Consider the following 25888-nt stretch of genomic DNA (forward strand, 5'->3'; position numbering starts at 1 on the left):
GTCGTCACCAGGTGCGGTACCTGGCGCGGAGGCCCCCGCGTCGCCGCGCGGCCTCACCTCCAGCCTAGGTCGCGCGGGACGACCCGCCATCGTAGCCGCACTCGGCGACGGGTGGGACGGACGCCGTCGGGCCGCCCGGGAGCACCGGGCGCGGCACGCACGGACGCGCAGGTGGGACGGGGTGCGCGCGGATCAGGAGGGCAGCGGGAGGTCGACGCGGACGGTCAGCCCGCCGCCCGTCGTCTCGCGCACCGACACACGACCCCCGTGCGCGCCCACGATCGCGGCGACGATGGCCAGGCCCAGTCCCGAGCCGCCCGACGCGCGGTTGCGCGAGGAGTCCGCGCGGTAGAACCGCTCGAACACCCGCCCGCGCTGCTCGTTGGGGACGCCCGGGCCGTGGTCGCGTACCTCGAGCACGGCGACGGTGTCACGGGAGCCGTCCTGCGCGTCGTCGGAGGGCGTCGCGGAGCGGGCGGCGCCCAGCGCGATCTCGACCGGCGTCCCCGCGGGCGTGTGGCGCGCGACGTTCCCGACGAGGTTCGCCAGCACCTGCCGCAGCCGGTCCTCGTCGCCGACGACGCGCAGCGCCCCCGGCGCCTTCGCCCCGGCCGGCAGGCCCACGAGACGGACGTCCCGGGTCGGGTCGAGCGCGTGCAGGTCCTGCGCGGAGTCGCGCGCGAGCGACACGAGGTCGACCGGCTCGTGCCGCAGCGGCCGCCCCTCGTCGAGGCGCGCGAGCGCGAGCAGGTCGTTCACGAGCGTGCCCATGCGCGTCGCCGAGTCCTCGATGCGCCCCATCGTGTCGTCGACCTTGTCGGGCGTGTCGAGCGCGCCCATCCGGTAGAGCTCGCCGTAGCCGCGGATCGTCGCGAGCGGCGTGCGCAGCTCGTGGCTCGCGTCGGACACGAACCGCCGCATCCGCTCCTCCGACGCCTCCTGGACCGCGAACGCCTCCTCGATCTGCGAGAGCATCGCGTTGAGCGACGCGGCCAGCGAACCCACCTCGGTCGTCGGCGGGGCGGGACGCACGCGCCGCGACAGGTCGCCCGCCGCGATGTCCGCCGCCGTCTCCTCGATCTCGCGCAGCGGGCGCAGCGAGCGGTGCACCGCCAGGAAGGCGATCGCGCCGCCGACGAGCGCGATGCCCAGGGCGGACAGGGCGAGCGTGCGCCCCAGGATCTTCACCGTCTCGTGGATGCCTGTCAGCGGCAGCGCCACGAACGCGCTCTCCACCGCGCCTTCCTCGGTGGGCCGTGTGAGGGCGATGACCCGCCACTGCGTCGGCTGGACGGCCACCCCGAGAGTCGACGTCGTGGCATCCACGGTGAACGGTTCGCCGTCGAGGGCTCGCAGCTCCGGCTCGGACAGCGCGGGGATGTCGGGGACCCCGTACCGGAGCAGGGTGACGTCGGTCTTGCGCTCGACCTCGGAGCCGTCCGCGAACCGATACAGCACGTAGTAGTCGGAGGGCATGGTCGAGGCTGTCCCGGGCAGGCTCTGGAACGGCTCGTTCGCGAGGTCCTTCGCCGTCCGGTTGAGCTGGTCGTCGACCTGCTCGACCAGATAGCTCGACACGACCGTCGTCGTCACCACCGACGCCAGCCCGAGCCCGGCGGCCAGCAGGAGCACCGTGATCGCGACGAGCCGGGCGCGCAGCGGCACGCGCGCGAACCAGCCCCACCCCTCGGTGGGGACGGGTCGGCCGTAGGGGCGCTCCGCCGTCGGGCCGCCGTCGCCCGGCGAGGAGGGAGCCTCCGCCGCGGAGGTGTCGCCCGTGCCGGACGGCGCGGGGCCGGCTGGGGCCGTGCGCGACCCGGGGGGCGGGGGAGGGGGCGGTGGGACCGGTCGGGACCCCGTCGTCGTGCGGTCGGGGCCGGACGTCATGAGGTCGTCGGCGGCTGGCGCAGCAGGTAGCCCACGCCGCGCTTGGTGTGGATGAGCGGCGGGAGGGCGACGGGCTCGCCGTCCGGACCGGGGACCGTGAGGTTGTCGATCTTGCGGCGCAGGTAGGAGATGTAGGACTCGACGATGTTCGCGTCCCCGCCCCAGTCGTACTGCCACACGTGGTCGAGGATCTGCGCCTTCGAGAGCACGCGGCCCGCGTTGAGCATGAGGTAGCGCAGGAGCTTGAACTCCGTGGGGGACAGGTCGACGTCGATGCCCGCGCGGCGGACCTCGTGCGAGTCCTCGTCCATCTCCAGGTCGGCGAACCGCAGCACCGCGTCCTCGACGGGCTCGGCGTGCGTGCGGCGCAGCACCGCGCGGATGCGCGCCACGACCTCCTCCAGGCTGAAGGGCTTCGTCACGTAGTCGTCGCCGCCGACGGTGAGGCCGGTGATCTTGTCCCGCGTGTCGTCCTTCGCGGTGAGGAAGACGACGGGCGTGTGCTGCCCCTTCTCGCGCAGGCGCCGCGTGACGGTGAACCCGTCCATGTCCGGGAGCATGACGTCGAGCACGACGAGGTCGGGGTCGACGTCGCGCACGAGCCGCAGGGCGCTCTGCCCGTCCGCGGCGGCGTGCACCTCGAACCCGGCGAAGCGCAGGGACGTGGCCAGCAGCTCGCGGATGTTCGGCTCGTCGTCGACGACGACGAGGCGTGCCTCAGGCGTGGTGCTCATGTCCTCCAGTGTCCTCCCGCGGTCTGGGAGTCGCCTGGGAAGGGGCTCCACCCGTGGCGCGTTCCGGAGACGCCGTCCTCGGTGCGCGTGGGCGGCGTCGGGCAGGATGGCGGACGTGCGGATCACGGTGGACCAGAGGCGACGGCGGCTCGTCGCGCAGCAGCTCGCGCTCGCGACGGACCTGCCCGGACGGCCGGCGGCCCGCACCCCCGAGGACGTCGTCGACCGGCTGCTCGCGCTGCACGCCACCGACGCACCGAGCGTCTACCTCTCCGTCCTCGGGCGCGTCCCCGGCCTCGTGCTCGACGACGTCCGGGACGCCGTGTTCCGACGGCGCACCCTGGTCAAGGTGCTCGCCATGCGGCGCACGATGTTCGTCGTGCGGCGCGAGACGGTGCCCGTCGTGCACGCGGCCGCGGCGCTCGCGGTGGCCCGACGGCTGCGCGCCCGCCTGCTCAAGGAGCTCGCGACGCTGCCCACGGACCCGCCCGTCGACGACGCGGCGACCTTCCTCGCTGCCGTCGAGGCACAGGTGCACGGCGCGCTCGCGGAGCACGGTCCGATGGACGGTGCGAGCCTGTCGAAGGCCGCGCCGCTCCTGCGCACCGCGTTCCTGCCCACCACCGCCAAGACCTGGGACGTGCGCCGCACCATGACGTCCCAGCTCACAGCGCTGCTCTCGGCGGAGGGCGCGGTCGTGCGGGGCGAGCCGCGCGGGTCGTGGTCGTCCAACCGGCACGTCTGGTCGCCGGTCGAGGACTGGTTCCCGGGCGGCATCCCCGCGATGGACGAGGCGGTCGCGCGCACGGCGCTGGCCAGGTCCTGGCTCGAGGTGTTCGGCCCCGCGACGGTCAAGGACCTGTCGTGGTGGACCGGCTGGAACCTACGAGACACGCGCGCCGCGCTCGCGGAGCTCGACGTCGTCGCCGTCGAGGTCGAGACGGGCACGCCCGACGACCCGGCCCCGCAGGACGGCGTGATGCTGCGCGGGACCGACCTGCCCGGGCCCGAGGACGTCCCGCTGGAGGGGAGCGTCGCGCTCCTGCCGGCGCTCGACCCGACGACGATGGGCTGGGCCGCGCGCGACTGGTACCTCGGCCCGCACAAGGCCGCGGTCTTCGACACGATCGGCAACGCCGGCGCGACAGTCTGGTGGGAGGGCCGGATCGTCGGGGCGTGGGTCGTGCGCCCCGGCGGGGAGCCCGCGTTCCGGCTGCTCGAGGACGTGGGGTCGGACGCCGAGCGCGCCGTCGCCGCGGAGGCGGAGCGGATCGCGGCGCTCCTCGGCGGTGACGGCGTGACGGCGTCGTTCCCCACGCCCCTGTACCGCGAGCTCCACGCCTGACGGTGGAGACCCGGCTGAGTTCAGAGGTAGCGCAGCGGGTCGAACTCGTCGAGGGGGATGATGCGCACGCGCGGCAGCACGGTCGTGAACGCGCCGGCGTGGTCCTCGAGGTCGAACACCTGCAGCCCGCGGCCCGTGAGCTCGGTGAGCCGCACGTTCACGAACTCGCGGAAGGCGAGGACGCCGACGCGGCGGTCGGGGTCGTCGAGCAGCGTCTCGACCTGCGGCAGGAAGTCGCCGTCGTGGCTCGCGAGGAGCACGTCGCCCGGCTGGTCGACGATCGCGTCCAGCATGCGCTGGATACCGATGTCCACGACCTTCTCGCTGCTCGAGCCGGCGAGCGGGATCGGCCGGTAGCCCATCGCGAGCAGCGCCTGCACGAACGACATCGGCATCTGGCCCGACGACGCGTTGAGGAAGAACAGCGGCGTGACGTCCTGGCCCCAGGCCTGACGCGCGAACTCCACGATGCGGTCCCACCGCGGCCGCTCCTCCGGCGCGGGCCGGTGCCCGAGGACGTTCATGCCGAGCGTCGCGTCGATGTTCTCGCCGTCGACGACGAGGTAGGTGCGGCGCGGCGTCGTCAGCGTTCGGCCGTCGGGGGTCTGGAGGTCGGACATGCTGGTCAGCCTATCCGCGCGACGGTCGCCTGCCATGTCCACGACGTGGGTGTTTGCGTCGGGGTACCCCTGAGTGGGTACCGTCGGACCTCGTGACCACGTACGACACCGACGCCACGGCCGCAACCGGAACCGTCCGGATCACGGTCGTCCAGAACTCCCCGGACGTCACGCTCGACGGCTTCGCCGACCTGCTCGCCGCCGACCTGCGGGTCGTGCGCGCGTACGACGGCGACGCGATCCCGTCGGCCGACGGGCTCGACGACGGGCTCGTCGTCATCGGCGGGCGCATGTCCGCGCGGGACGACGAGCTCGCGCCCTGGCTCCCCGCGCTGCGCGAGACGCTGCTCGGCGCCGCGACGACCGGCGTCCCGACGCTCGCCGTCTGCCTCGGTGCGCAGCTCCTCGCCGTCGCCGGCGGCGGGCAGGCGCAGGTGAGCCCGCCCCCGGGGCCCGAGATCGGCGCGACCCGCGTCTTCTGGCGGGCCGACGCCGAGACCGACCCCGTGCTCTCGGCGCTCGCCGCGGGCGATGCGCCGGTGCGGCACGTGACGAGCATGCACGCCGACGCGATCGTCGACCTCCCGCGCGGCGCCGTCTGGCTCGGGTCGTCCAACATGTACCCCTACCAGGCGTTCCGCCTCGGTTCCGCGCTCGGCGTGCAGTTCCACCCGGAGACGACGCGCGCGGGCTTCGAGGCGTGGTGCGACGCGTACGACGACGTCGACACCGCGGCAGCCCTGGCCGGGTTCGACGAGCACGCGGCCGAGATCCTCGACGGCGGCCGTCGCCTCGCCGAGGCCTTCGTCGCCGAGGTCCGCACGACGGTCGGGCAGAGCGTCCCGGCCTGAGCGCTGTCGCCGCCCGCTCCGCGAAGTAGAGCCGTGGTCGCGCGACCAGGGCTCTACCTCGCGCGGCCCAGGGTTCTCGACCTCGGTCCCGGTTCTCCCGCGCGGGGCGTCACCAGTCGGTGGTGGGGGCGTCCTGGGTGGTGGTGCCGGACTCGATCGCGGGCGTGACCTGGGTGGGTGACACCTGCGGTGCGGGCGACGAGCCCTGCTTGAGGGCGGCGAGGCGCGCCTCGATCTCGACGGCCTCGCCGGACGTCTCGAGCTCGGCGAACTGGGAGTCGATGCTCGACGCGGCGACCTCGGCCTGGCCGATCGCCTGCGCCTCCTCGCGCCGCACGATCTCCTCGTAGCGGGAGATCTCGCTCGTGGGGTCCAGCACGTTGATCGAGCTGATGGCGCCCTGGACGGTCTGCTGGGCCTGCGCGCTCTTCTGGCGCGCGACGAGGGAGTCGCGCTTGGACTTCAGCTCGCCGAGCTTGTCCTTCATCATCGCGAGGCCGGACTTGAGCTTCTCCACCGACTCGCGCTGGGACGCGATGAGGGGCTCGGCCTGGCGGACCTCGCCCTCGGCGGAGATCTGCTTGCCGAGCGCGACCTTGGCGAGGTTGTCGAACTTGTCGGCGTTGGCCGTGTCGCCCTGCTGCCGGTAGCGGTCGGCCTGCGCGGAGGCGGCGACGGCCTTCTGGCCCCACTCCTGGACGGCGGCGACGTCCTCGTTGTAGTCCTGCTCGGCGAGGCGCAGGTTGCCGATGGTCTGCGCGACGGCCTGCTCGGCGTCGGCGATGTTGTTCGTGTAGTCGCGCACGAGCTGGTCCAGCATCTTCTGCGGGTCCTCCGCGTTGTCCAGGAGCGCGTTGATGTTCGCGCGGGCGAGCTGCGCGATCCGTCCGAAGATGCTCTGCTTCTCCGCCATGGTCGTCCCTCTCTGGTGAGCCGTCTCGTGCTGGTCGGTGCTGCGTGCTGGTCTCGTTCGTCCGTCCTGTCAGAAGCGCCCGCCGCGGCCCGAGCGCCCGCCCGACGACCGTCCGCCGGAGCGCCCGCCCGACCGTCCGCCGCCGAACCCGCCGCCCCCGGACCCGCCTCCGAAGCTCCCGCCCCCGAACCCGCCGGACCGGCCGCCCCCGCCGCCCCGCAGGATCGAGTCGAGCAGGATGCCGCCGAGCACCATGCCCCCGACGTTGCTCCCGCCCCCGCCCCCGCCGCCGAACATCCCGCCGCCCTGCGACGACTGCCAGCTCGACGCGTCCTGCTGGGCGCGCTGGGCGGCGGACTGCGCCTGGGCGTCGGCCTGCTGCGCGCGGTCGAGCGCGGCGACGGGGTCGGTCGGCTGGAGGGCGCGGGCCTCGCCGAGCAGCCGGATCGCCTCCGAGAGCCGGGTGCGTGCCTCGGGCCCGACGGCGCCGCGCCGGGTCTCGATGAAGTCGTTCGTCGCGCGGACCTGCGAGTCGACGCGCGCCAGCGTGTCGCGCAGGAGCGCGTTCGCGCGCGCTGCCTGCTCGGCGCGCTCGCGGAAGGGGGCGAGCGCGGCGTCGAGCGCGGCCTCGGCCTCGGTGAGGCGCCGTAGCGCCGCGAGGGGGTCGCCCCCGTCGCGCGCGGCTCCGGCCGCGGCCGCGGCGGCCTGCGCCTCCGCGAGAGCCGGGGCGACGGCGGGGTCCGCGGGGGCGAGGCGACCGGCGTCGGCGACGTCGGACGTGATCGAGGCGAGGCCCCGGTCGAGGCGCGGGCCTGACTCGGCGAGGTCCGCGCCGGCCCGGTCGACGGCGTCGAGCAGCGTGACCGCCTGCCCGACGGCGTTCTGCGCCGCGCGGGCGAGGGCGACGGCCGCGGCCCGGTCCTTCCTGGCGAGCGCCTCGCGGCCCCGGGCGACGGACTCGCGCGCGTTCGCGACGAGCGCCTGCGCCTGGTCCGGGTTCTGCGTGACGGAGGCGAGCGACGTCGGCGGGTACGTGCGGCCGAGCCCGTCGAGCGTCGCGCGCGCGGGCTCGACGCGGGCGAGCACCTCGCTCGCGCGCTGGTCGGTCTCGTCGAGCACCTGCGGGGCGCGCGCCTGGAGGTCGCGCAGCTCGTCGAAGGTGCGGGACTGGGCGTCGAGGGACTCCGCGACCTCGTCGCACAGCGCGACGATGCGGGCCATCGCGTCCCGGGCCTGCGGCTCGGTCTCGGGGCGGTCGTCGTCGAGCTGCTGGCGGAGCGCGAACGCCTCGGAGACCTTCCGCTTGCCCTCGGCGAGCGCCGCGGAGAACTGCTGCGTCGCCTCGAGGCCGAACTGGGCCTGCGCGAAGCCGAGCTCCTGCTCCGACGTCTTCACGGCGTCGTCGATCGCGACGAGCGCGGCGCTCGCACGCCGGTTGAGCTCGTCGGTGGGCAGGGCCGCGAGGCCACCCTCCGCAGGTCCCCCGCCCGGGGCGGCGCGGCGGCGTCTGGCGACCGCTCGCACGACCAGCACGACCACGAGGACGAGCACGCCGAGGCCGAGCAGGACCCAGAACCAGGACACGCCCCCGGAGCCCTGGCTCGCGCCGCGCGCGACCTCGGCGGCGGCGATCGCGGCACCCGGCCAGTCGTCGTCCCGCAGCTCGTCCTCCACCGCGGCGGAGATCCGGTCCAGCTCGGCGTCGGTGAGCGACACGTTGTTGTCGTAGGAGAGCCCGTAGCGGCGGTCCTCGGTCGCGACGGCGAGGAGCAGGTCGTCCACCCCGAGCCCGGACGTGTTGGCCGTGGCGTTCGCCCAGTCGACGCCGTCCATGCCGTCGAAGCTCGCGACGTACACGACGAAGAGCTGGAGGTCGGTGTCCTGCGCGAGGCGGTCGAGCGCGTCCTGGACCGCGTCGGTCTGGTCGCCGAGCACGCCGTCGGGGTCGGTGATCTCGTCGGCGACGTCGATCGGGGGCACGGCGTGCGCGGTCGCGGCGGGGAGGAGCAGGGCGAGGCCGGTCACGAGGGCGAGGAGCGCCGTCGCGGCGAGGGCGAGCGACGCGCGCGCACCACGGTCCGCGGCGGCGCGGGGGAGCGAGGGACGGTGGGCCGTGCTCACGCGCCGATCCTTTCCCAGCCCCTGGGGTCCCGCAATCGGGGCCGGGGCGCCGTGGGACGCTGCGCCGTCGGCCGGCACGACGGCGAGGCCCGCCTCCCCCTCGGGGAGACGGGCCTCGTGACGCTCGACCGGTGCGGTCGGTCACCCGCAGGTCAGCGCCGCGTAGGGCGCGCTGACCTCGCTCGTGACCCCTCCGGCGACCGCGCTGACGACGGCGTCGCCCGCCGCCACCGAGGCGGCGCGCACCGCGAACGACTGGTAGGCGTTCGCGCCCGGGGCGACGCTCGCGACGGTGCGCGACCCGAACGGCGTCGAGAGCGTCACCGCGAGCGGCTCCTCGCCCCCGTTGGTCGCCCGGACGGCGACGTACGCCCTGCCCGCGAGACAGCGGGTCGAGGCCTCGACCGTGACGTCCGCCTCCGCGGGGAGGTCCGTCGGGTAGGCGACGACCTGCGGGGACGCGAACGAGCCGACGGCAGGCGCGCCCGTGTCGTTGACGACGTGGTCGATGCCGCCCGAGCCGTTGAGGAAGACGCTCGTCATCGACCGGAACGTCACGCCCGCGCGGACCGGCATCTGGACGCCGCTCGCGACGCGCACGTCGACGCCCTGGTTGAAGAACGAGTACACGCCCAGCCCGACGGCGTCGTGCCGCCGGACGTGGTCGCCCACCCGGTACGACGCGTAGCCCTTGCGGTCGCCGTCCATGAACGCGGCCTGGCTCGGCACGTCGTAGGGGATCTCGCTCTGGTAGAAGACCGTGCGGCCGCGCTCGCCGTTCCAGATCGTCTGGTTCTTCTGGTAGTGCTCGACGAACAGGCCCGTGGCCGTCACGTCGTCGCCGTTCACGACGACGCCGTGGTCGCCCGTGTTCTGGTCCCAGCCGATGCCGCTGCCGTGGTCCCCGCGCCAGGCCCAGATGTGGTCCATGAGCACGTGGTCGCTGTTGACCTCGATGCTCGTCGTGGCCTTGCCGACCCACGGTCCGCCGACGCGGACGAACACGTCGGTGAGCGTCGTCGGGTCGGCGGCGTCCGCCACGTGCGCGTCCGCCGGACCGACGCGCACGAGGACGTCCGACTCGACCGGGCCGGCGTCGACCGTGATGCCCGCGACCTTCACGCCCGCGACGTCGCCGATCTCCAGCGCCGCGGTGCCCGACGTCGGCGCGAGGGACGCGTAGCCGACGCCGAGCACGACCGTGTCGGGGTTCTCGACGCGGATCGCCTCGTCGAGGTGGTAGACGCCGGGGGTGAGCAGGAGGTTCTTGCCGGTCGACAGGGCCGCGTTGATCTCTGCCGCCGAGTCGCCCTCGTGGGCGACGAAGAACGTGTCGAGGGAGAGCTTCTGGCCCGCGTCCGCGTCGGTCGACCAGTCGACGCCGCGCGTCTCGGTCCGCGCGTTCGGCACGAACACGGCGAGGTCCTCGCCGTCGCGGAAGAGGAACGGCGCCTCCCGGCTCAGCGGGGTGGTGTCGAGCGTCGTCTTGTTGCCGGCGGTGCCGTCGGGCTGGGGGCCGAAGTCCGTGGCGGGGGCGCCCTCGACGCCGGAGAAGACCATGTTCCACACGCCGCCGTCCCAGGTGCCGACCTCGGAGTTGCGCGTGTACCACTGCTGCTGCGAGCCGGTCACGAGGCGGCCGGAGACGCGCGAGTTGGCCAGGTAGCCACCGCTCGCGTACTCGCCGAAGCGGCCGAACACCGTGAGGTCGCCCTGGATGTCGACCCGGCGCAGCGGCGCGGCCTGCGACACCGCGAACCGGAGTTGGTGCGGGTCCGTGACCCCGGCCGGGAACGGGCGGTCCACGTCCTCGTCGACCGGGCGCTGGATCGGGTTGATCGCGACGTTGCTCAGCGAGCGCCAGAAGCGCGTGAGCGAACCGGGATCCTGGCAGTCCCACGGGTTGCTCGGGCAGCTCACGACCGGCTGCACGCTCAGCGCGCCGTTGACGAGCACGTCGTCCGGCTGCGCGCCGAGACCGGCGATCGCGGTGTAGTAGCCGACCTCGGCGTTGACGATCCCGGTCGCCGTCGCCGGGTCGTCCGCGCCGGACGCGTCGCCGTAGACGCCGGGCTCGAAGAACACGGCGTGCCGGTCCTGGCTGAACTCCGCCTCGTCGTTGATCGACGCGAGGTAGGAGTTGATCTGGTCCACCGACCACGAGTCGTCGATGAAGACGACGTTCGGTCCGAGGTCGGGGTCGGTGGCCGGGGCGGCCGTCGCGGGCGCGCCGAGCGCCACGCCCGTCGCGGCCACGGCGAGCGCCGCCACGCCCGCGCCTGCGGCACGGGCCCGACGGGCGGTCCTGCCCGCGCCGGGGATGGTCGTCGAGAGGGTCACGGTGGGTGTTCTCCTTCGAACGGGGAGCCGACGCCAGCGCGCCGGCACCAGCGCGTCGTCGCGCTGATGCCGGGAGCCTAGGGCACGACTGACTGTCTTGTCAGTAACTTGCTGGGAGCGCTCTCACATCGTGGGACGTGCTCGACGAAGCGTGTTCCCACCCGTCACTGCACGACGCCCAGGTCCTCGTGCTCTCGGTCGGACTGGGCGGCGTTCCGTGCCGGGCGGGTGCCGCGCTCCTGCGTCGCGGGCCCCCACCCGTCACTGCACGACGCCCAGGTCCTCCGCGTCGACGATGCGGTAGGCGTACCCCTGCTCCGCCAGGAACCGCTGGCGGTGGGCCGCGAAGTCCTGGTCGACCGTGTCACGCGCGACGACGGCGTAGAAGTGCGCGGTGCGTCCGTCGGACTTGGGGCGCATGACGCGGCCGAGGCGCTGGGCCTCCTCCTGGCGCGACCCGAACGACCCCGACACCTGGATCGCGACCGACGCCTCGGGCAGGTCGATGGAGAAGTTCGCGACCTTCGACACGACCAGCCGCGAGATCTCGCCCGAGCGGAACGCGTCGAACAGGCGCTGGCGCTCGCGGACCGTCGTCGCACCCGTGATGAGCGGCGCGTCGAGGTGCTGCGACAGCTCCTCGAGCTGGTCGAGGTACTGGCCGATCACGAGCACCTGGTCGTCCGGGTGCTGCGCGACGATCTGCTCCACGACCCGGTTCTTCCCCGTGGCGGTCGCGGCCAGCCGGTACTTGTCCTCGGGCTCGGCGACGGCGTACGTCATGCGGTCGGACTCCGGCAGTGTGAGGCGCACCTCGACGCAGTCGGCGGGCGCGATGTACCCCTGCGCCTCGATGTCCTTCCACGGGGCGTCGTACCGCTTGGGCCCGATGAGCGAGAACACCTCGTCCTCCCGGCCGTCCTCGCGCACGAGCGTCGCGGTGAGCCCGAGGCGGCGGCGCGCCTGCAGGTCCGCCGTCATGCGGAAGATCGGCGCGGGCAGCAGGTGCACCTCGTCGTACACGACGAGTCCCCAGTCGCGGGCGTCGAGCAGCTCGAGGTGCGTGTACACGCCCTTCCGCTTGGTCGTCAGCACCTGGTAGGTCGCGATCGTGACGGGCTTGATCTCCTTGCGCGCGCCGGAGTACTCGCCGATCTCGTCCTCGGTGAGCGTCGTGCGCCGCACGAGCTCGTCGCGCCACTGGCGCGCGCTCACCGTGTTCGTCACGAGGATGAGCGTCGTCGTCCCGGACTTCGCTATCGCGCCCGCGCCGACGATCGTCTTCCCAGCGCCGCACGGCAGCACGACGACGCCGCTCCCGCCGTGCCAGAACCCGTCCACGGCCTGGGCCTGGTACGGGCGCATCTCCCACGGCTTCGGCGCCTCGCCCTCGGCGCGCGGCGGCGTCGTCGGGCTGAGCGCGATGGCGTGCTTCTCGCCGTCGACGTACCCCGCGAGGTCCTCTGCGGGCCAGCCGAGCTTCACCAGGACCTGCTTGAGGTGGCCGCGCTCGGACGGGTGGACCTTGACACAGGCGACGGTCCCCTCGCCGACAGGCTCCACGGACTCGCCCACCAGCCCGGCGGTGCGCTTGGACTTGAGCACCTCGGCGAGGACGGCGCGGTCCGTCGCCTCGAGCACGAGCCCGTGCGTCGGGTGCTGCGCGAGCGTGAGCCGTCCGTACCGCGACATGGTCTCCGCGACGTCGACGAGCAGCGCGTGCGGCACGGGGTAGCGCGAGTACTCGATGAGCGTGTTGACGACCTGCTCGGCGTCGTGGCCCGCGGCGCGCGCGTTCCACAGCCCGAGCGGCGTCAGCCGGTAGGTGTGGACGTGCTCGGGGGCGCGCTCGAGCTCGGCGAACGGCGCGATGGCCCGCCGCGCGTCGTCGGCACGGGGGTGGTCGACCTCGAGCAGCAGCGACTTGTCGCTCTGGACGATGAGAGGTCCGTCGGTCATGTGTCTCCTTGCCGAGGTAGGGCCGTGGTCTCGCGAGGTAGAGCCGTGGTGCCGCGCTACCAGGGCTCTACCTCGGCGGGGTGTCGGGGGTGACGGAGGCGATGCGGTGGACCGCGACCGTGAGCTCGGCGTCGCGCGCCGGGTCCTGCGCGCGCAGCCGTCCTGCGTCGAGGGTGAGGGGTCGGACGCGGCGGCGGTCCTGCCCTCCGGTCGGTCCCACCACCTCGAGCCAGACCATCGCCCCGTCCGCGATCGCCTCGCGCAGCAGGCCCAACGCGGCCACCGGGTCGGATGTTCCCTCCCCGAGGTCGTACCCGCCGGACCCGCTGTGCCCGTTCGTGCCCGACGGCGCCCGGTCGGCCCCGTGCGAGCCGTCGCCGTCCCCGGCGGCCCGGCCCGTGCGGCCGTCGGCCTGCGCGGCGGCGCGGGAGTCGGCGGCGCGCAGCCGCGCCACGAGGTCCGCGAACCGTGCCTCCCGCCGATCGGAGCCGGGCTCGTCGACGCGCGCCCCGGACCCCGGGACGACCCCCGTCCGCGCCCGACCACGCCGACCCGCGGCGGCGAGCCGTCCGCGCCGGGAGGGTGCGACGTCGTCGGGCCCGCCCCGCCGTGCCGCCCGGTCCGCGACGAGCACGCGCCCGTCCGGGCCCTCGACGACCGCCGGGACGCCGCGCGCCCGCAGCGCCTCCTGCAGCTCTCCGGCGGGTGCCGAGGACGCGAGCACGGTCGGCGCGAGGAGCACGAGGCCCAGCCCGCGCAGGGCCGGGTCCTCCGCGATCCCCGCGAGCAGCACCGGGTCCTCCGCGCGCACGTACGACGACGCCGTCCCCACGCGCACCCGGCCGTGACGGCGGGCCGTGTCCCGCACCAGGTACTCCAGCGGCTGGGGCACGGGCGTGCGCGAGTGCGCCGCGAGCTCGCCCAGGAGGTCGTCGGCCGTCGCGCCGCGGTCGAGCGCGCGCAGGACGGAGTCCGGGGTGAACCGCACCGTCGTCGCGGCGCCCCGCGACTCGACGTCCGCCGCGACCTCCACGAGGCGCTCGAGCGTGCGCGTCGGCCGGCCCGGCACGATGCCCGTGAGGTCGCCCTGGAGCAGCAGGTCGTCGACCTCGGCCGGGAGGACGGCCTCGAAGGCGGCGCCGAGGTCGGTCGGACCGGCGTCGGACGACGACGCGACGTCGTCGGACCCCACCAGGGCCCGGCCCGGGGGAGCGAGCGCGCCGGCCCCCGTCACCCCGAGCAGCGCGGCCTCCCGCAGCAGCCCCGCGACCGCCTGCTCCGGCGGCACCGCGCGCGGCGTGCGCCACCGCAGCACCGCGACGACGTCGGCGGCGGCGAGCGGGCGCCCGGGGGCGAGGTCGAGCACGTCGAGGACCGACCGGCGGAGCCGCGGCACCCACGGGCGCCACAGCTCCGGGTCGAGCGCGGCACGCAGGGCGCCCTTCTCGTCGCGGCTCCCCACGAGCCAGGGGGTGCGGCGCGAGCGCCACCAGCCGCGGGCGAGGGTCGCCCAGCGGTCGCCCAGGTCGTCGTCGAGCCAGTCCTCCGCGGCGAGGGTCGGGGCGAACGTGGGCGGGTCGTCGCCGTCGTCGGCCACGAGCCCGGCTGCTGCGGCCAGCTCGACGACCGCGGCCGCCGTCGGGTCGTCCACCTCCAGGGCGAGCGCGGCGCGGCGCAGGTCGCGCACCCCGAGCCCGCCGGCACGCAGCACGCCCGGCGGGTGCTCGGTCCAGTGCGTCACGAGGCGCGCGACGAGGCGCACGGCCTCCAGCCCGGCGCTCGCGGACTCCGCGTCGACCGTGGCAGCCGGGAGCTCCCGTACCTCCGGGACGGGCGGCGCGGTCCGCACGTCGCGGTGGGTGCGGCCGCCGCGCAGGGCGAGCCCGACCTCGCGCGGCAGCACGACGTGGCGCTCGTCGGTCGCGCGCAGGTAGCCGTGCCCCACGAGCCAGTCCGTCGCACGCCGGGCCGACGGGTCCGACCGGGGAGCGACGCCGACCGGCGGGCCCCAGGCCAGCGCGTCGAGGATCGCCCGGGCGCCCGGCGGCGCGTCGTCGGGCAGGTCGGACGGCGGCCCCGCGGCCGGTGCGCCCGCTGCGGTCGCGACCGGGCCCAGGCCGGCGGGGTGCGGCCCCAGGACCTCGGCGAGGCCCGGCGCCGGGCGGTACCCGGCCGACCGCGCACCCGGCGTCCACACGAGCGCGAGCTCGTCGAGCAGCGCCAGCGCCGCGGTGACGGGAGCCTTGCCGACGCCCGTCGCGCGGGCGACCGCCGCCGCCGTCGCGGACGAGCCCACCGAGTCGAGGACCAGCACCGCCTCCAGGACGTGCAGCGTGAGCTCGTCCAGCCCCGCGAGCGCCCGTTCCAGGCTCGTCCGGTTCATCGCGCGCGCGGCGAGCGAGAGGAGGGTCGAGGGCGACGGCGTCGCGAGGTCGGGCCGCCGTCCGAGCAGCGCGACCAGGGCGGCGTCGTCGCGCTGGCGCAGCGACTCGCTGTACGTCGGAGCCCGCTCGGGCCGGGAGGTGGCCATCCGTTCGATGTTACGCGCCGGGCCCGGTACCACGAGATCGGCGACCGCGGTCGAGATCGGCAGTCACGACCGCCGATCTCGACGGAAGGTGCCGACGTCGCACCGGACCGCCGATCTCACGGCGGCGGGAGGTACGGGTCAGGACGAAGGCCGCGGACGACGTCGGGCGGGACGTGCCGGAGGACCCGCGCCACGACGTGGGACGGCCGGTCCCGGGAGGTGACGCGCAGCACGCGGTGCCCCGTGCGCTCGATCGCCTCCTGTCGGAGCTTCTCCCGGACGAGAACGCGCCCGGGGTCCTCGCGGGGAGCCAACCCGGACGGACCGGTGCGGTACTTCACGAGCCCGTCGAACTCGAGCAGGAGCCGCCAGCGCGTCCAGCCCAGGTCGACCCGCACCGGGCCGGCCTCGGTCCGGAGCGGCACCTGGGTCTCCGGGCGCGGCAGCCCGGTCCGCAGGAGGACGTACCGCAGCCAGGTCTCGCGGGCCGACTCCGCGCCCGGGTCCGCGAGCTCGAGCACGTGCCGGGACCGGCGGGAACCGCGACCTCGTGGTCGACGGTCGAGGACGGCCGCGACGTCGGACCGGCGGACGCCGCGCGCGAGGGCCGCGTCCGCCACGACGAGACCGTCGAGCGCAGGCATCGTGCGCAGGCAGTCGGCGACGGTGCGCGCGAGCGACGTCGTGGTGACACCGAGGACCGTCGCCCGGTCCTCGACGCCGATGTCGCCGACGTGTCGTGTCACGTCGAGCGCGGCGGAGCCCGACCGGCGGTACGGCTGGACCACGTGGGTCGTCGTGGGGAGCTCCCACAGAGGCAGGCCGTGCAGGAGCGCGGCGGACGCGTGGCTCACGACGGGGTCGGCGCCGAGGCCCAGGGCGACGGCACGCGCTCGGGCGACCGCGAGGGTGCGCGCCGCCACGACGGGTGGGACGTCGGGCGGGGGCGTGTCGCGGTAGGTGCCGCGCCGCACCCGTTCCCACTCGCCGGCGGCGAGACGGCGTCGGACCTCCTCGGGGAGGTGCTCGCGCGCGAGGTGCAGCGGTGTCTCAGGCTCTCGACTCGGCATGAGGTGGGATCGTGCCGTTCCCGTCACGGTCGCGACAGGGTGCGCACCGGATCTGTGGACAACGGTCGAGCCGGCACGTCACGCCAGATCGGCAGCTTCTGCCGAGATCGGCAGGTGCGACCGCCGATCTCGCCCGCGACCGCCGATCTCACCGGTGGGTGCCGACCTCGTGCGTCCGGTCAGGTGCGGGCGGTGCGTCGGCAGACCTCGTCCCAGGGTGTCGGCTCGATCCCGAAGCGGGCGCGTGCCGCCGTGTCGTCGAGGACGTAGGGGCGGTCCCACTGGTAGGCGAGGTCGCGCAGCTCGCGCAGGAGGGGCGAGAAGAGACCGGCGGCGGCGAGGCCGGCGCCTCGCAGCGAGCGGACGCGGACGGGCGGATACCCGACGCTCGCGAGGACGTCGGTCAGCGCCTCGCGCTGGGTGCGCGGCGGGTTGCTCGGCGTGTGCCACGTCCGGCCGTGCGCGTCGGGGTCGGCCGCCGCGGCGACCAGGGTGCGGGCGGCGTCCTGGACGTCGGTGAAGGTGTGCGGCAGGTCGGTGCGCCCGATCATCGTCACGGCGCGCCCGCGCAGGGCGGCCGGCACGACGCGCGAGACGTGCCCGTTGGCCCCGACGCCGGGCCCCACGAAGTCGGAGCTGCGCACCTCGACGACGCGCGCGCGACCGGCGCGGTGCGCCGCGAGCGCGTCGGCCCACAGCCGCGCGCGCAGGACGCCCTTGTGGTCGGTCGCGACGTCGGGCAGGTCCTCGGTCATCGGCCCGTCGACGGGGCCGTAGGGGTAGAGGTTGCCGGTGATCGCGTAGACGGCGCCGGTGCGCTCGACGGCGGTGAGCATCGCCGTCGCGAGGGGCGGCCACACGCGCTCCCACTGCGTGTAGTCGCCGGGGTTGGCGCAGTTGTAGAGCACGTCGGCACCCTCGGCGACGCGCGCGAGAGCGTCCGCGTCGGTGGCGTCGAGAGCGAGGTGCGTGGCGCCCGCGACGCCGGTGTCCCGGCCGCTGCGGGTGACGACGGTGACGTGCGACCCGCGGGCCGCGAGCTCGGCGGCGACGTGCCGGCCGACGGGGCCGGCACCGACGACGACGTGCCGGTCGGCCGAGGAGGGTGCGCTGGACATGGGATCTCCTTTCCGAGAGCAGTGCTCTCGCTTCGTCGAGGAGCATGGCACGGGCGGTCGTCCAGTGCAAGAGCGGTGCTCTCGTTTGTGGGCGGCGCTCTCGTCTGCCACCCTGGCGGGATGACGGCCCCTCGCACGGCACGCGCCCTCGCGCGCGAGACCCTGACGCGCGACATCCTCGACGCCGCCCGTGCGCGCCTGGTGGCCGACGGCCCCGCCGCGCTCTCGCTGCGGGCCGTCGCGCGCGACGTCGGCATGGTGTCGTCGGCCGTCTACCGCTACTTCCCGAGCCGCGACGCGCTGCTCACGGCGCTCCTCGTCGAGTGCTACGACGAGCTCGGCGCCGCCGTCGAGGCCGCGGAGGCCGCCGTCGCGCGCGACGACCTGCCCGGGCGGTGGCTCGCCGCGTGCCGGGCGCTGCGGTCGTGGTGCGTCCAGCGCCCCGGCGACTTCGCCCTGCTCTACGGCACGCCCGTCCCGGGATACGCGGCGCCGCAGGACACCGTGGAGCCCGCGACGCGCGTCGTGCGGACCCTCGTGCGGATCGTCGCCGACTCCTGGGCGGGCGGCGAGGGCCCCGCGCCCGCCCCGCCGTCGGCCGGCGACGCGGGCGCGCTCGTCGCCCCCGCCGTCGCGTACGTCGCCTCCCGCGGTCTCGTCGGCGGCGACGCGCCGGCGGAGGCCGTCGTGCGCACGCTCGTCGCCTGGACGACCCTGTTCGGCACGGTCTCCTTCGAGCTGTTCGGCCACCTCCACCGCACCGTCGCGGACTACGCGGACTGGTTCGACGCCGTCGCCCTGCGCGTCGGGGCCGACGCCGGGGTCGTCCCGCGCGGGACGGATGCGGCCTTGCCGCCGTCCGGCCGGTAGCCTGGGGGTTCTGGTTCCTACGAGCACGAACGAGGTTCACGTGCCCACCGGCAAGGTCAAGTGGTTCGACACCGAACGCGGGTTCGGCTTCATCGCCAACGACGACGGCGGCGAGGTCTTCCTGCACGCCTCCGCGCTGCCCGCGGACGCCCCCGCGCCCAAGCCGGGCGCCCGGGTGGACTTCGGCGTCGCCGACGGGCGTCGCGGCCCGCAGGCGCTCGCGGTCACGCTCCTCGACCCGGCCCCGTCCGTGGTCAAGGCGAAGCGCCGCTCGGCGGACGAGATGGCGGTCATCGTGGAGGACCTCATCAAGGAGCTCGACCGGATCCGCGACGGGCTCGGCAAGGGCCGCTACCCGGAGAAGGGCAAGGCCACGATGGTCGCCAAGGTCCTGCGCGTGGTCGCCGACGAGATCGAGGGCTGACATGGTCGCCGTGGCTGCCGCCGAGGAGCGTTCCCGGGGAGTGTCCGCGCGTGCCGCGCGGGACGCCGTGCTCACGGGCGCGGTCGAGCTCGCGCGCGCCGCGGCCCAGGAGGTCGCCGAGCGCCCCGAGGACGTCGGGGAGCACCTCGGCACGTTCGCCGAGGCGGACCGCCTCATCTCCCACCGGTTCGCGTGCACGATGCGCGGCTACCGCGGCTGGCACTGGACCGTCACCCTCGCGCGCGTGCCGCGCGGGCGGACGGCCACGGTGTGCGAGGTCGAGCTGCTGCCGGGCGACGGCGCGCTGCTCGCGCCGTCGTGGCTCCCGTGGTCCGAGCGCCTGCAGCCGGGTGACGTGGGGCCGGGCGACGTGCTCCCGTTCCGCGCCGACGACCCGCGCCTCGAGCCCGGCTACGTCCCCACCGGCGACGAGGAGCAGGACGCGGTCGCGATCGACGAGCTCGCCCTCGCGCGCGCCCGCGTGCTGTCCCCGCAGGGTCGGGACGAGGCCGCCGAGCGCTGGTACCGCGGCTCGCGCGGCCCGACGGCGCGCGGCGCCGTGGCGTCGGCCGCCGAGTGCGGGTCGTGCGGGTTCCTCGTCACGCTCCAGGGCAGCCTCGGTCAGGTGTTCGGCGTGTGCGCGAACGAGTGGTCGCCCGACGACGGCAAGGTCGTGAGCCTCGACCACGGGTGCGGCGCGCACTCGGAGACCGACGTCGAGCAGCAGCGGAGCGACTGGCCCGACGCCGACCCGCTGGTCGACGAGCTGCACGTCGAGATCGTCTCCCTGCTCGAGTCCGTCGCCCCGTCGGCGCCGCCCGACGGGGAGCCGGTGGCGGAGCCGGAGGCCGACGCCGTGGCCCCCGAGCCGACGGCCGATGCCCCGGAGCCGGGAGCTGCGCTGGAGTCCCGGCCGGCCGACGCCCAGCCGGCCACCGAGCCGGCGGCCGACGAGCCGCAGGAGTGACGGACGACGTCTTCGGGACGGCCGCGCTGCGCCGTGCGGTCCTGGAGGCGTGGCGGTCGTCCCCGACGCGGCTGCGCGAGGACGCGAACACCGAGGAGGACCACGCCCACGGGTCGTACCGGGGCCGGGTCGTCGTCGAGCTCGCGCAGAACGCCGCGGACGCCGCGGCCCGCGCCGGGGTCCCGGGGCGGCTGCGCCTGAGCCTGCACGCGCCGTCGGGGCCGGACGAGCCCTGGGTGCTGCGCGCGTCGAACACCGGCGAGCCGCTGGACGCGTCGGGCGTCGCGTCGCTCGTGGCGCTGCGCGCGTCCGCGACGGGACGTGGCGCGCGCGACGCCGGCGACCGGACCTCCACGGTCGGCCGGTTCGGGGTCGGCTTCGCGGCGGTCCGGTCGGTCTCCGACCGGGTGCGGGTCGGAGCGGGGGAGCGCACCGTCGAGCTGTCGCTCGCGCGCACGCGCGCCGCGCTCGACGACGTGGTCGCCGACCGTCCCGACCTCGCCGCCGAGGTGGCGCGCCGCGGCGACCGGCTCCCGGTGCTGCGGCTCCCGTTCCCGGGCCGCGTGGAGGTGCCGGCGGGCTACGACACGGTCGTCGAGGTCGAGCTGCGCGACGCCGACGCGCTCGCCGCCGTCCGCGCCGAGCTCGCGGACGTGGGGGACCCGCTCCTGCTCGCGCTCCCGGCGCTCACCGAGGTCGTGGTGTCGGGCGACGGCGTCGAGGAGCGTCGGGTCGCGGACGTCGCCGACCGGTGGACCGTCCTGCGGCGCGAGGGGACGGTCGACGCCGCGCTGCTCGCGGACCGCCCGGTCGAGGAGCGCACGTCGACGCGGTGGTCGGTCACGTGGGCGCTCCCGGACGACGGCGCGCGCACCGACGTCCTGCACGCCCCGACCCCCACCGACGAGCGCCTCACGTTCCCCGCGCTGCTCCTGGCGACGTTCCCGCTGGACCCGGCGCGCCGGCACGTCCCGCCGGGGCCCGTCACGGCCCACGTCGCCCGCGCGGCGGGGCGCGCGTACGCGGAGCTGCTCGGGGAGCTCGCGCACGCGCGCGGTGCCGACGTGCTCGCCCTCGTCCCGACCGGGCTGCCGTCGAGCGCCGTCGACGCCGAGGTCCGTGCGTCGGCCGAGGCCGCGCTCGCCCGGACCCCGCTCCTCCCGCTCGACGCGCCGCCTGCACGCGGCACCGGGGAGCCGCGCGGGGCGGCCGACGACGAGGCCGGGACGTCGGTCGACCGGCACTCCCTGGTCACGCCCGCCGAGGCGCGGGTCCTCGCGGGGGACGTGGGCGACGCGCGCGTGCGGGCCGAGCTCGGGGTCGCGCACCTGGTGGACGTCCCGGGGCCGCTCCGCGTGGTCGCGCGGTCGCTGGGAACCCAGGTCGTGGACCTCGCGGACGTCGTGGACGACCTCCCGCTCGTCGCCGACCCGGTGCGCTGGCGCGCCCTGTACGACGCCCTCGCGGCGCACGCCGGCGACCGGTCGGTGCTGGAGGCGCTGGGGGCGCTCCCCGTGCCGCTGCTCGGCGGGCAGGTCGTGCGCGGCGCGCGGGGGCTGCTGCTCCTGGACGCCGGGTCGGGCGAGCCGTCGGACGGCGGGGTGCTCGACGCGCGCGACGCGGCCGAGCTCGGGCTGCGCGTCGTCGACCCGCGCGCCGCGCACCCGCTGCTCGAGCGCCTCGGGGCGCGGACGACCGACCTGCGGACCGTGCTCTCCGACGGGGCCGTGCGCGAGCGCGTCCTGGCGGCGTCGGACGTGGCGGACGCGGGCGACGAGCCGACGGCGGACGTGGAGCGGCTGCTCGCGCTGGTCGCGGCCGCGGCGCGCGCGGCACCGGCACGGGCGGGGCTGCCGTTCTGGTGGGGCGAGCTGCCCGTCCCGACGGCCGACGGCGACTGGTCGCCCGTGCGCGGCTGCGCGCTGCCGGGGACGTGGGCCGCGGACGCGCTCGACACGCTGGACGTTGTGGATCCCGCGGTCGTCGACCGCTGGGGCGAGTCGGTGCTGCGCGCGGTGGGCGCGGCCGACGGGCTCGGGGTGCTCCGCGTGCGCGACGTGCTCACGACCGCGTCGGCCGACGACGAGCCGGACCTGGACCCGCACGCCCCCGAGGGCTGGCTGTCCGACTGGAGCGGGTACCTCGCGTACCTCGCGGTGACGCTCGGTCCCGAGGCGTACGTGGGCGACGTCCTCGCGGTCGCGGACCTCGACGCGGTCGCCGACGCGGCGTGGCCGGACGCGCTCGCGCGGCTCGCCGCGGACCCCGCCACCCGGGAGGCGCTGCTCGCCCCGGTGCGGGCCGAGGGAGGACGGACCACCACGGCGCGCTCCTACGCCGCGTGGTGGCTGCGCGAGGAGCTCGGCGGGGCGTTCGCGCTCGGTACGGGCCCCCGGCAGGTCCCGTTCCTGCGCCCGGCCCCGCCGGAGGTGACGGGGCTCGACGACGAGGTGCTGGCTGCGCTGGGCGGCGTGCGGGGCCTCGCGGAGCTCGAGCCGGACGAGTGGGTCGAGCTGCTGGACGACCTGCCCGACGTCGGGGAGGCGGTCGACGCGCGGGCCGCGCTGACGCTCTGGCGTGCGCTCGGTGCCCTCGCGGCCCGGGGCGAGCGGCTGGACCCGCCGCCCGACCGGGTGCCTGCGCTGCGTGCCGGCGCGGTGGTCGTGGTCGGTGCGGACGACGTCGCCGTCGCCCCCGACCCGATGTGGTCACCGGTCCGTGCGGTCCTCCCGGCGCCGCCGGGGCTCCTGGCCGAGGTCGCCGACCTCCTGGACGTCCGGACGGTCCCGCGCACCGCTCCCGCCCCCGACGCCCCCGGCCGTCGTGGCGACGTCCCCGAGGCGGTGCGCGCGGTCCTCGACGGTCCGGCGCCTCGCACCTGGGAACGTCACGACGACCTGCGTGTGGGCGGGGTCGCGGTCTCGTGGTGGGTGGAGCGCGGCGGGGGAGCGGACGCCGTCGTGCACGCGACCGGTCCGGCCGGGCTCGCCGCGGGGCTCGCGGTCGCGACGGGACGCCACAACGCGCGGTTCGTGCTCGAGGCGGCGCTCCGCGACCCGGACGCGGCGCAGGACGCGCTCGCGCGGACCGCCTGGGACGACCCTCAGTCGCCCGACGACGCGCGGTAGCGGGTGCGGTTCCGGCGCTCCCACACGAGGCCGAGCAGGCCGAGGACGAGGCCGACGCCGCACGTCGCGACGGCGCGCGGGGCGATCGTGCCGGTCGCGAGGAGGACCGTGCACACGACGAGCGCGACCGTCCAGAGGCCCATGCCGACGAGGATCACGACGCGCAGGTCGACCCGCCAGGGCCCGGGGTCGGGGCGGCGGCGGTCGGGGTGGAGCAGCAGCGTGACGAACGAGGGCACAGGGGCATCGTAGCCACCGCGCGGTTTTTCACCCGCACCTGGGTGTCACACCCGTGACCTGCACCACATCTCCTTCTGGTGTGAACACACGTCGGGACCACTCGCAACGGCACGCTAGGATGCAGGCGCCGCGCTACGGCCTCCACAGATGGTCACTCGTCCAGGTGGATCTGGCCGGCGCCGGGCCGCGCATCGCTTCGGGACCTTCGTCCGAGGTATCCGGACCTTCGGCAGAACGTGGAACCTGGACACCCGTCCAATCTATTTCTCCGAGCGGCTGACGCGGCACCAGATCCGCAGGATCCTGACCCTCAGGACGACTCCGACCACGATGGTGCGGAACGTCTTCTCACCCGGGTGAAACCCCCTGACAACCCTCGTTCCCGCAGTTTCCGAACCCTAGGATGAGTCGCCATGCAGGGTGTAGAACCGACCGGAGGTGGACGCATGTCCCACAGCGTCACCGAGGACGCCAGGCGGAGCCTGCGCACCCTTCTCGCCACGACTCCCGCGGCCCGGATCCGCGCCGCGCGCGCCGCGTTCGCCGCCCAGGGCTGGGAGGTCGCCTACCGGCGCCGGCTCCTGCTCACCGACACCGCCGTGATCGTCGTCGCCGTGCTCGTCGCCTACTTCCTGCGCTGGGACCAGTTCATCAACGAGCCCGTCCGCGAGACGCGCGTGCCGTACGTCGTGCTCAGCCTCCTCGTCGGCGTCGCCTGGTCCGTCTCGCTCGTCGCGAGCCGGACGCGCGACCCGCGCGTCATGGGGAGCGGCCCTACCGAGTACCACCGGGTCTTCGACGCGTCGTGGCGCCTCTTCGCCGTCCTCGCGGTGCTCGCGTTCCTGCTCCGCTTCCCCGAGGCGCGCGGGTACCTCGCGTTCGCGTTCCCGCTCGGTCTCGGCGGGCTGCTCCTCGGACGGTACGCGTGGCGCCAGTGGCTGCACGCCCAGCGGGCCCACGGGCGCATGCGCTCCGCGGTGCTCGCGATCGGCCACCGCGACCAGGCCGAGCGGCTCATCCGCGACCTCAACGGCCGCGACGAGTCGGGGTACCGCGTCGTGGGCGTGTGCGTCCCCTCGGGCGGGTTCGGGGCGGGCGAGGAGATCCGCGGCGTCCCGGTCCTCGGGGAGCTGCGGCACGCGGGCGAGGTCGCCACGCGCGTCGGCGCGGACGTCGTCGCCGTGTCGGGCTCGGACGCCATCACGGCCGAGGTCGTCCGGCGGCTCGGCTGGGAGCTCGAGCCGTACGGCGTCGACCTCATGCTCACGGCCGAGCTCGCGGACGTCGCCGGGCCCCGCATCACCATCACGCCCGCCGAGAGCGTCTCGCTCCTGCACGTGGACGCGCCGCGCTTCACGGGCCCCAAGTTCGCCGTGAAGTCGGTCATCGACTGGACCGGCGCGGCGCTCATCACGCTCGCCGCGCTGCCGGTGCTCGTGCTCGTCGCGCTCGCCGTCCGCACGACGAGCCGCGGCCCGGTGCTCTTCCGCCAGGAGCGCGTCGGCCGCAACGGACGGACGTTCCCCATGTTCAAGTTCCGGTCGATGCGTGTCGGCGCCGACCGCGAGGTCCAGCACCTCGAGGAGCAGAACGACGGTGCCGGCCCGCTGTTCAAGATGCGCGACGACCCGCGCGTCACGCGCGTCGGCCGCGTGCTGCGCCGCTACTCGCTCGACGAGCTCCCGCAGCTCTTCAACGTGCTGCGCGGCGACATGAGCCTCGTCGGGCCGCGGCCGCCGCTGCCGCGCGAGGTGCAGAAGTACGAGAAGAAGGTGCGTCGTCGCCTCCTGGTCAAGCCGGGTCTCACGGGCCTGTGGCAGGTCGGGGGAAGGTCGGACCTGTCGTGGGAGGAGAGCGTCCGGCTCGACGTCTACTACGTCGAGAACTGGACGATGTTCGGCGACTTCCTCATCCTCGCGCGCACGGCGCGCGCGGTGTTCTCCGGCTCCGGGGCCTACTGAGGCCGGCCGGGGTGCAGGGTCGGGCGCGAGGAGGTGCGTCGTGCGGGTCTCGGTCTCGGGATGCGGTCGCCGTGGCGTCCTGCACGCGGCGTACCTCGCGGCGGCGGGTCACGAGGTCGTGCTCCACGACACGGACCCCGCTGCCCTCGACGCGCTCCGCACGGGACTGAACCGCGCCGCTGAGCCCCGGCTCCACCGGCTCCTCGCGCTCGGCCTCGTGAGCGGGCGGCTGCGCCCCACGACGGACCGCACGGCGGTCGCGGGGGCGCGGGTGCACGTCCTGTGCGTCGGCGCGGGACCCGACCCCGACCCCGACGGCGCCTCGCGCGTGGCCACGCTCCGCGACGCGCTCGACGACCTCGCCCCGCACCTCGGCCCCGGGGACCTCGTCGTCGGGCGCGCCCGCGTGCCCGCCGGGACCGCGGAGTGGCTCGCGGCGGGCCTGGTCGCCGACGGCGTCCGCGCGACCGTCGCGTGGGTCCCGGACGAGCACCGGCCCGGTCGCGCGGTCGTCGACCTCCTTCACCCGCCCCGGCTCGTCCACGGGGTCCCCGCCGGCCCGGCCGGCGAGCGGGCGGCCGCGATCCTCGACGCGCTCCACGCCGTGCAGCTCGCGAGCGGCGCTCCCCGGACCGTCACCGACCTCGCCACCGCGGAGGGGCTCGGGCACGGGGTCGGCACGCCGCGTCCCACGACGCTCGGGGGTCGCGGCCGGCAGGGTCGCGAGGACGCCGACGTGGCGTCGAGCACACCCGCGCCGGCCCTCGCCGCCGTCGGCGCCGCCTGACGTGGGAGGACGCCCGCAGGGCA

At 75.7% G+C, this 25888-nt stretch carries 19 protein-coding genes; 8 read left to right on the forward strand and 11 right to left on the reverse strand.

Annotation, left to right across the window (positions count from 1 at the left end; all coding sequences use genetic code 11):
• Positions 1–192: 192 nt before the first annotated feature.
• On the reverse strand, positions 193–1887 hold the full coding sequence (locus tag ACFC2L_RS15665) for an ATP-binding protein (RefSeq protein WP_375825221.1): 1695 nt from the start codon (positions 1885–1887) through the stop codon (positions 193–195).
• The gene (locus ACFC2L_RS15670; protein ID WP_253052672.1) at positions 1884–2621 is read right to left on the reverse strand and encodes a response regulator transcription factor; all 738 of its coding nucleotides are present in this window, start codon (positions 2619–2621) and stop codon (positions 1884–1886) included. The genes ACFC2L_RS15665 and ACFC2L_RS15670 overlap by 4 nt, the downstream gene beginning before the upstream one ends.
• Positions 2622–2736: 115 nt before the next feature.
• Between ACFC2L_RS15670 and ACFC2L_RS15675 the strand changes: the two genes are divergently transcribed.
• Positions 2737–3966, forward strand: a complete 1230-nt coding sequence (locus tag ACFC2L_RS15675; protein WP_375825222.1) for a winged helix DNA-binding domain-containing protein — start codon at positions 2737–2739, stop codon at positions 3964–3966.
• A gap of 20 nt (positions 3967–3986) precedes the next feature.
• Here the strand turns inward: ACFC2L_RS15675 and ACFC2L_RS15680 are convergent, their stop codons facing one another.
• A complete protein-coding gene (locus ACFC2L_RS15680; RefSeq protein ID WP_087469806.1) occupies positions 3987–4586 on the reverse strand; it encodes an NYN domain-containing protein in 600 nt (199 codons plus the stop codon).
• A gap of 92 nt (positions 4587–4678) precedes the next feature.
• On the opposite strand from ACFC2L_RS15680, the gene ACFC2L_RS15685 reads away from it, so the two are divergent.
• The gene (locus ACFC2L_RS15685) at positions 4679–5437 is read left to right on the forward strand and encodes a type 1 glutamine amidotransferase (protein ID WP_375825223.1); all 759 of its coding nucleotides are present in this window, start codon (positions 4679–4681) and stop codon (positions 5435–5437) included.
• A 109-nt stretch (positions 5438–5546) separates the two neighbouring features.
• Here the strand turns inward: ACFC2L_RS15685 and ACFC2L_RS15690 are convergent, their stop codons facing one another.
• From ACFC2L_RS15690 to ACFC2L_RS15720, 7 genes are all read right to left on the reverse strand, one after another.
• Positions 5547–6350, reverse strand: coding sequence for a PspA/IM30 family protein (locus ACFC2L_RS15690; RefSeq protein WP_375825224.1), 804 nt, complete (start codon positions 6348–6350; stop codon positions 5547–5549).
• A 69-nt stretch (positions 6351–6419) separates the two neighbouring features.
• The gene (locus ACFC2L_RS15695) at positions 6420–8471 is read right to left on the reverse strand and encodes a TPM domain-containing protein (RefSeq protein ID WP_375825225.1); all 2052 of its coding nucleotides are present in this window, start codon (positions 8469–8471) and stop codon (positions 6420–6422) included.
• Between the two features lie 141 nt (positions 8472–8612).
• The gene (locus ACFC2L_RS15700) at positions 8613–10811 is read right to left on the reverse strand and encodes an adenylyl cyclase (protein WP_375825226.1); all 2199 of its coding nucleotides are present in this window, start codon (positions 10809–10811) and stop codon (positions 8613–8615) included.
• A 261-nt stretch (positions 10812–11072) separates the two neighbouring features.
• The gene (locus tag ACFC2L_RS15705) at positions 11073–12770 is read right to left on the reverse strand and encodes a DNA repair helicase XPB (protein ID WP_375825227.1); all 1698 of its coding nucleotides are present in this window, start codon (positions 12768–12770) and stop codon (positions 11073–11075) included.
• Positions 12771–12837: 67 nt separating this feature from the next.
• A complete protein-coding gene (locus tag ACFC2L_RS15710; protein WP_375825228.1) occupies positions 12838–15300 on the reverse strand; it encodes a helicase-associated domain-containing protein in 2463 nt (820 codons plus the stop codon).
• Between the two features lie 116 nt (positions 15301–15416).
• Complete coding sequence (locus tag ACFC2L_RS15715) at positions 15417–16370, reverse strand: hypothetical protein (protein WP_375825229.1); 954 nt, start codon at positions 16368–16370, stop codon at positions 15417–15419.
• Positions 16371–16549: 179 nt separating this feature from the next.
• Positions 16550–17488, reverse strand: coding sequence for an NAD-dependent epimerase/dehydratase family protein (locus tag ACFC2L_RS15720; RefSeq protein WP_375825230.1), 939 nt, complete (start codon positions 17486–17488; stop codon positions 16550–16552).
• 120 nt (positions 17489–17608) lie between these two features.
• On the opposite strand from ACFC2L_RS15720, the gene ACFC2L_RS15725 reads away from it, so the two are divergent.
• The 4 genes from ACFC2L_RS15725 to ACFC2L_RS15740 are packed head-to-tail and all read left to right on the forward strand — an operon-like array spanning position 17609 to position 22877.
• The gene (locus ACFC2L_RS15725; RefSeq protein WP_375825231.1) at positions 17609–18358 is read left to right on the forward strand and encodes a TetR/AcrR family transcriptional regulator; all 750 of its coding nucleotides are present in this window, start codon (positions 17609–17611) and stop codon (positions 18356–18358) included.
• A 40-nt stretch (positions 18359–18398) separates the two neighbouring features.
• The gene (locus ACFC2L_RS15730) at positions 18399–18782 is read left to right on the forward strand and encodes a cold-shock protein (RefSeq protein WP_087469799.1); all 384 of its coding nucleotides are present in this window, start codon (positions 18399–18401) and stop codon (positions 18780–18782) included.
• Between the two features lies 1 nt (position 18783).
• Entirely contained in the window at positions 18784–19749 is a 966-nt protein-coding gene (locus tag ACFC2L_RS15735; RefSeq protein WP_375825232.1) for a DUF3027 domain-containing protein, read from the forward strand.
• Positions 19746–22877 (forward strand): sacsin N-terminal ATP-binding-like domain-containing protein, encoded by a 3132-nt coding sequence (locus ACFC2L_RS15740; protein ID WP_375825233.1) that lies wholly within the window; start codon positions 19746–19748, stop codon positions 22875–22877. Before ACFC2L_RS15735 ends, ACFC2L_RS15740 begins: the two co-directional genes overlap by 4 nt.
• Here the strand turns inward: ACFC2L_RS15740 and ACFC2L_RS15745 are convergent.
• Complete coding sequence (locus ACFC2L_RS15745) at positions 22853–23116, reverse strand: DUF2530 domain-containing protein (RefSeq protein WP_375825234.1); 264 nt, start codon at positions 23114–23116, stop codon at positions 22853–22855. The two genes, ACFC2L_RS15740 and ACFC2L_RS15745, sit on opposite strands and share 25 nt — an antisense overlap.
• A gap of 447 nt (positions 23117–23563) precedes the next feature.
• On the opposite strand from ACFC2L_RS15745, the gene ACFC2L_RS15750 reads away from it, so the two are divergent.
• The gene (locus ACFC2L_RS15750) at positions 23564–25078 is read left to right on the forward strand and encodes a sugar transferase (protein WP_375825235.1); all 1515 of its coding nucleotides are present in this window, start codon (positions 23564–23566) and stop codon (positions 25076–25078) included.
• 40 nt (positions 25079–25118) lie between these two features.
• Entirely contained in the window at positions 25119–25865 is a 747-nt protein-coding gene (locus tag ACFC2L_RS15755; RefSeq protein WP_375825236.1) for a hypothetical protein, read from the forward strand.
• Positions 25866–25888: the final 23 nt, after the last annotated feature.

Source organism: Cellulosimicrobium sp. NPDC055967, assembly GCF_042269845.1.
In the GTDB taxonomy this organism is placed as follows: Bacteria; Actinomycetota; Actinomycetes; order Actinomycetales; family Cellulomonadaceae; genus Cellulosimicrobium.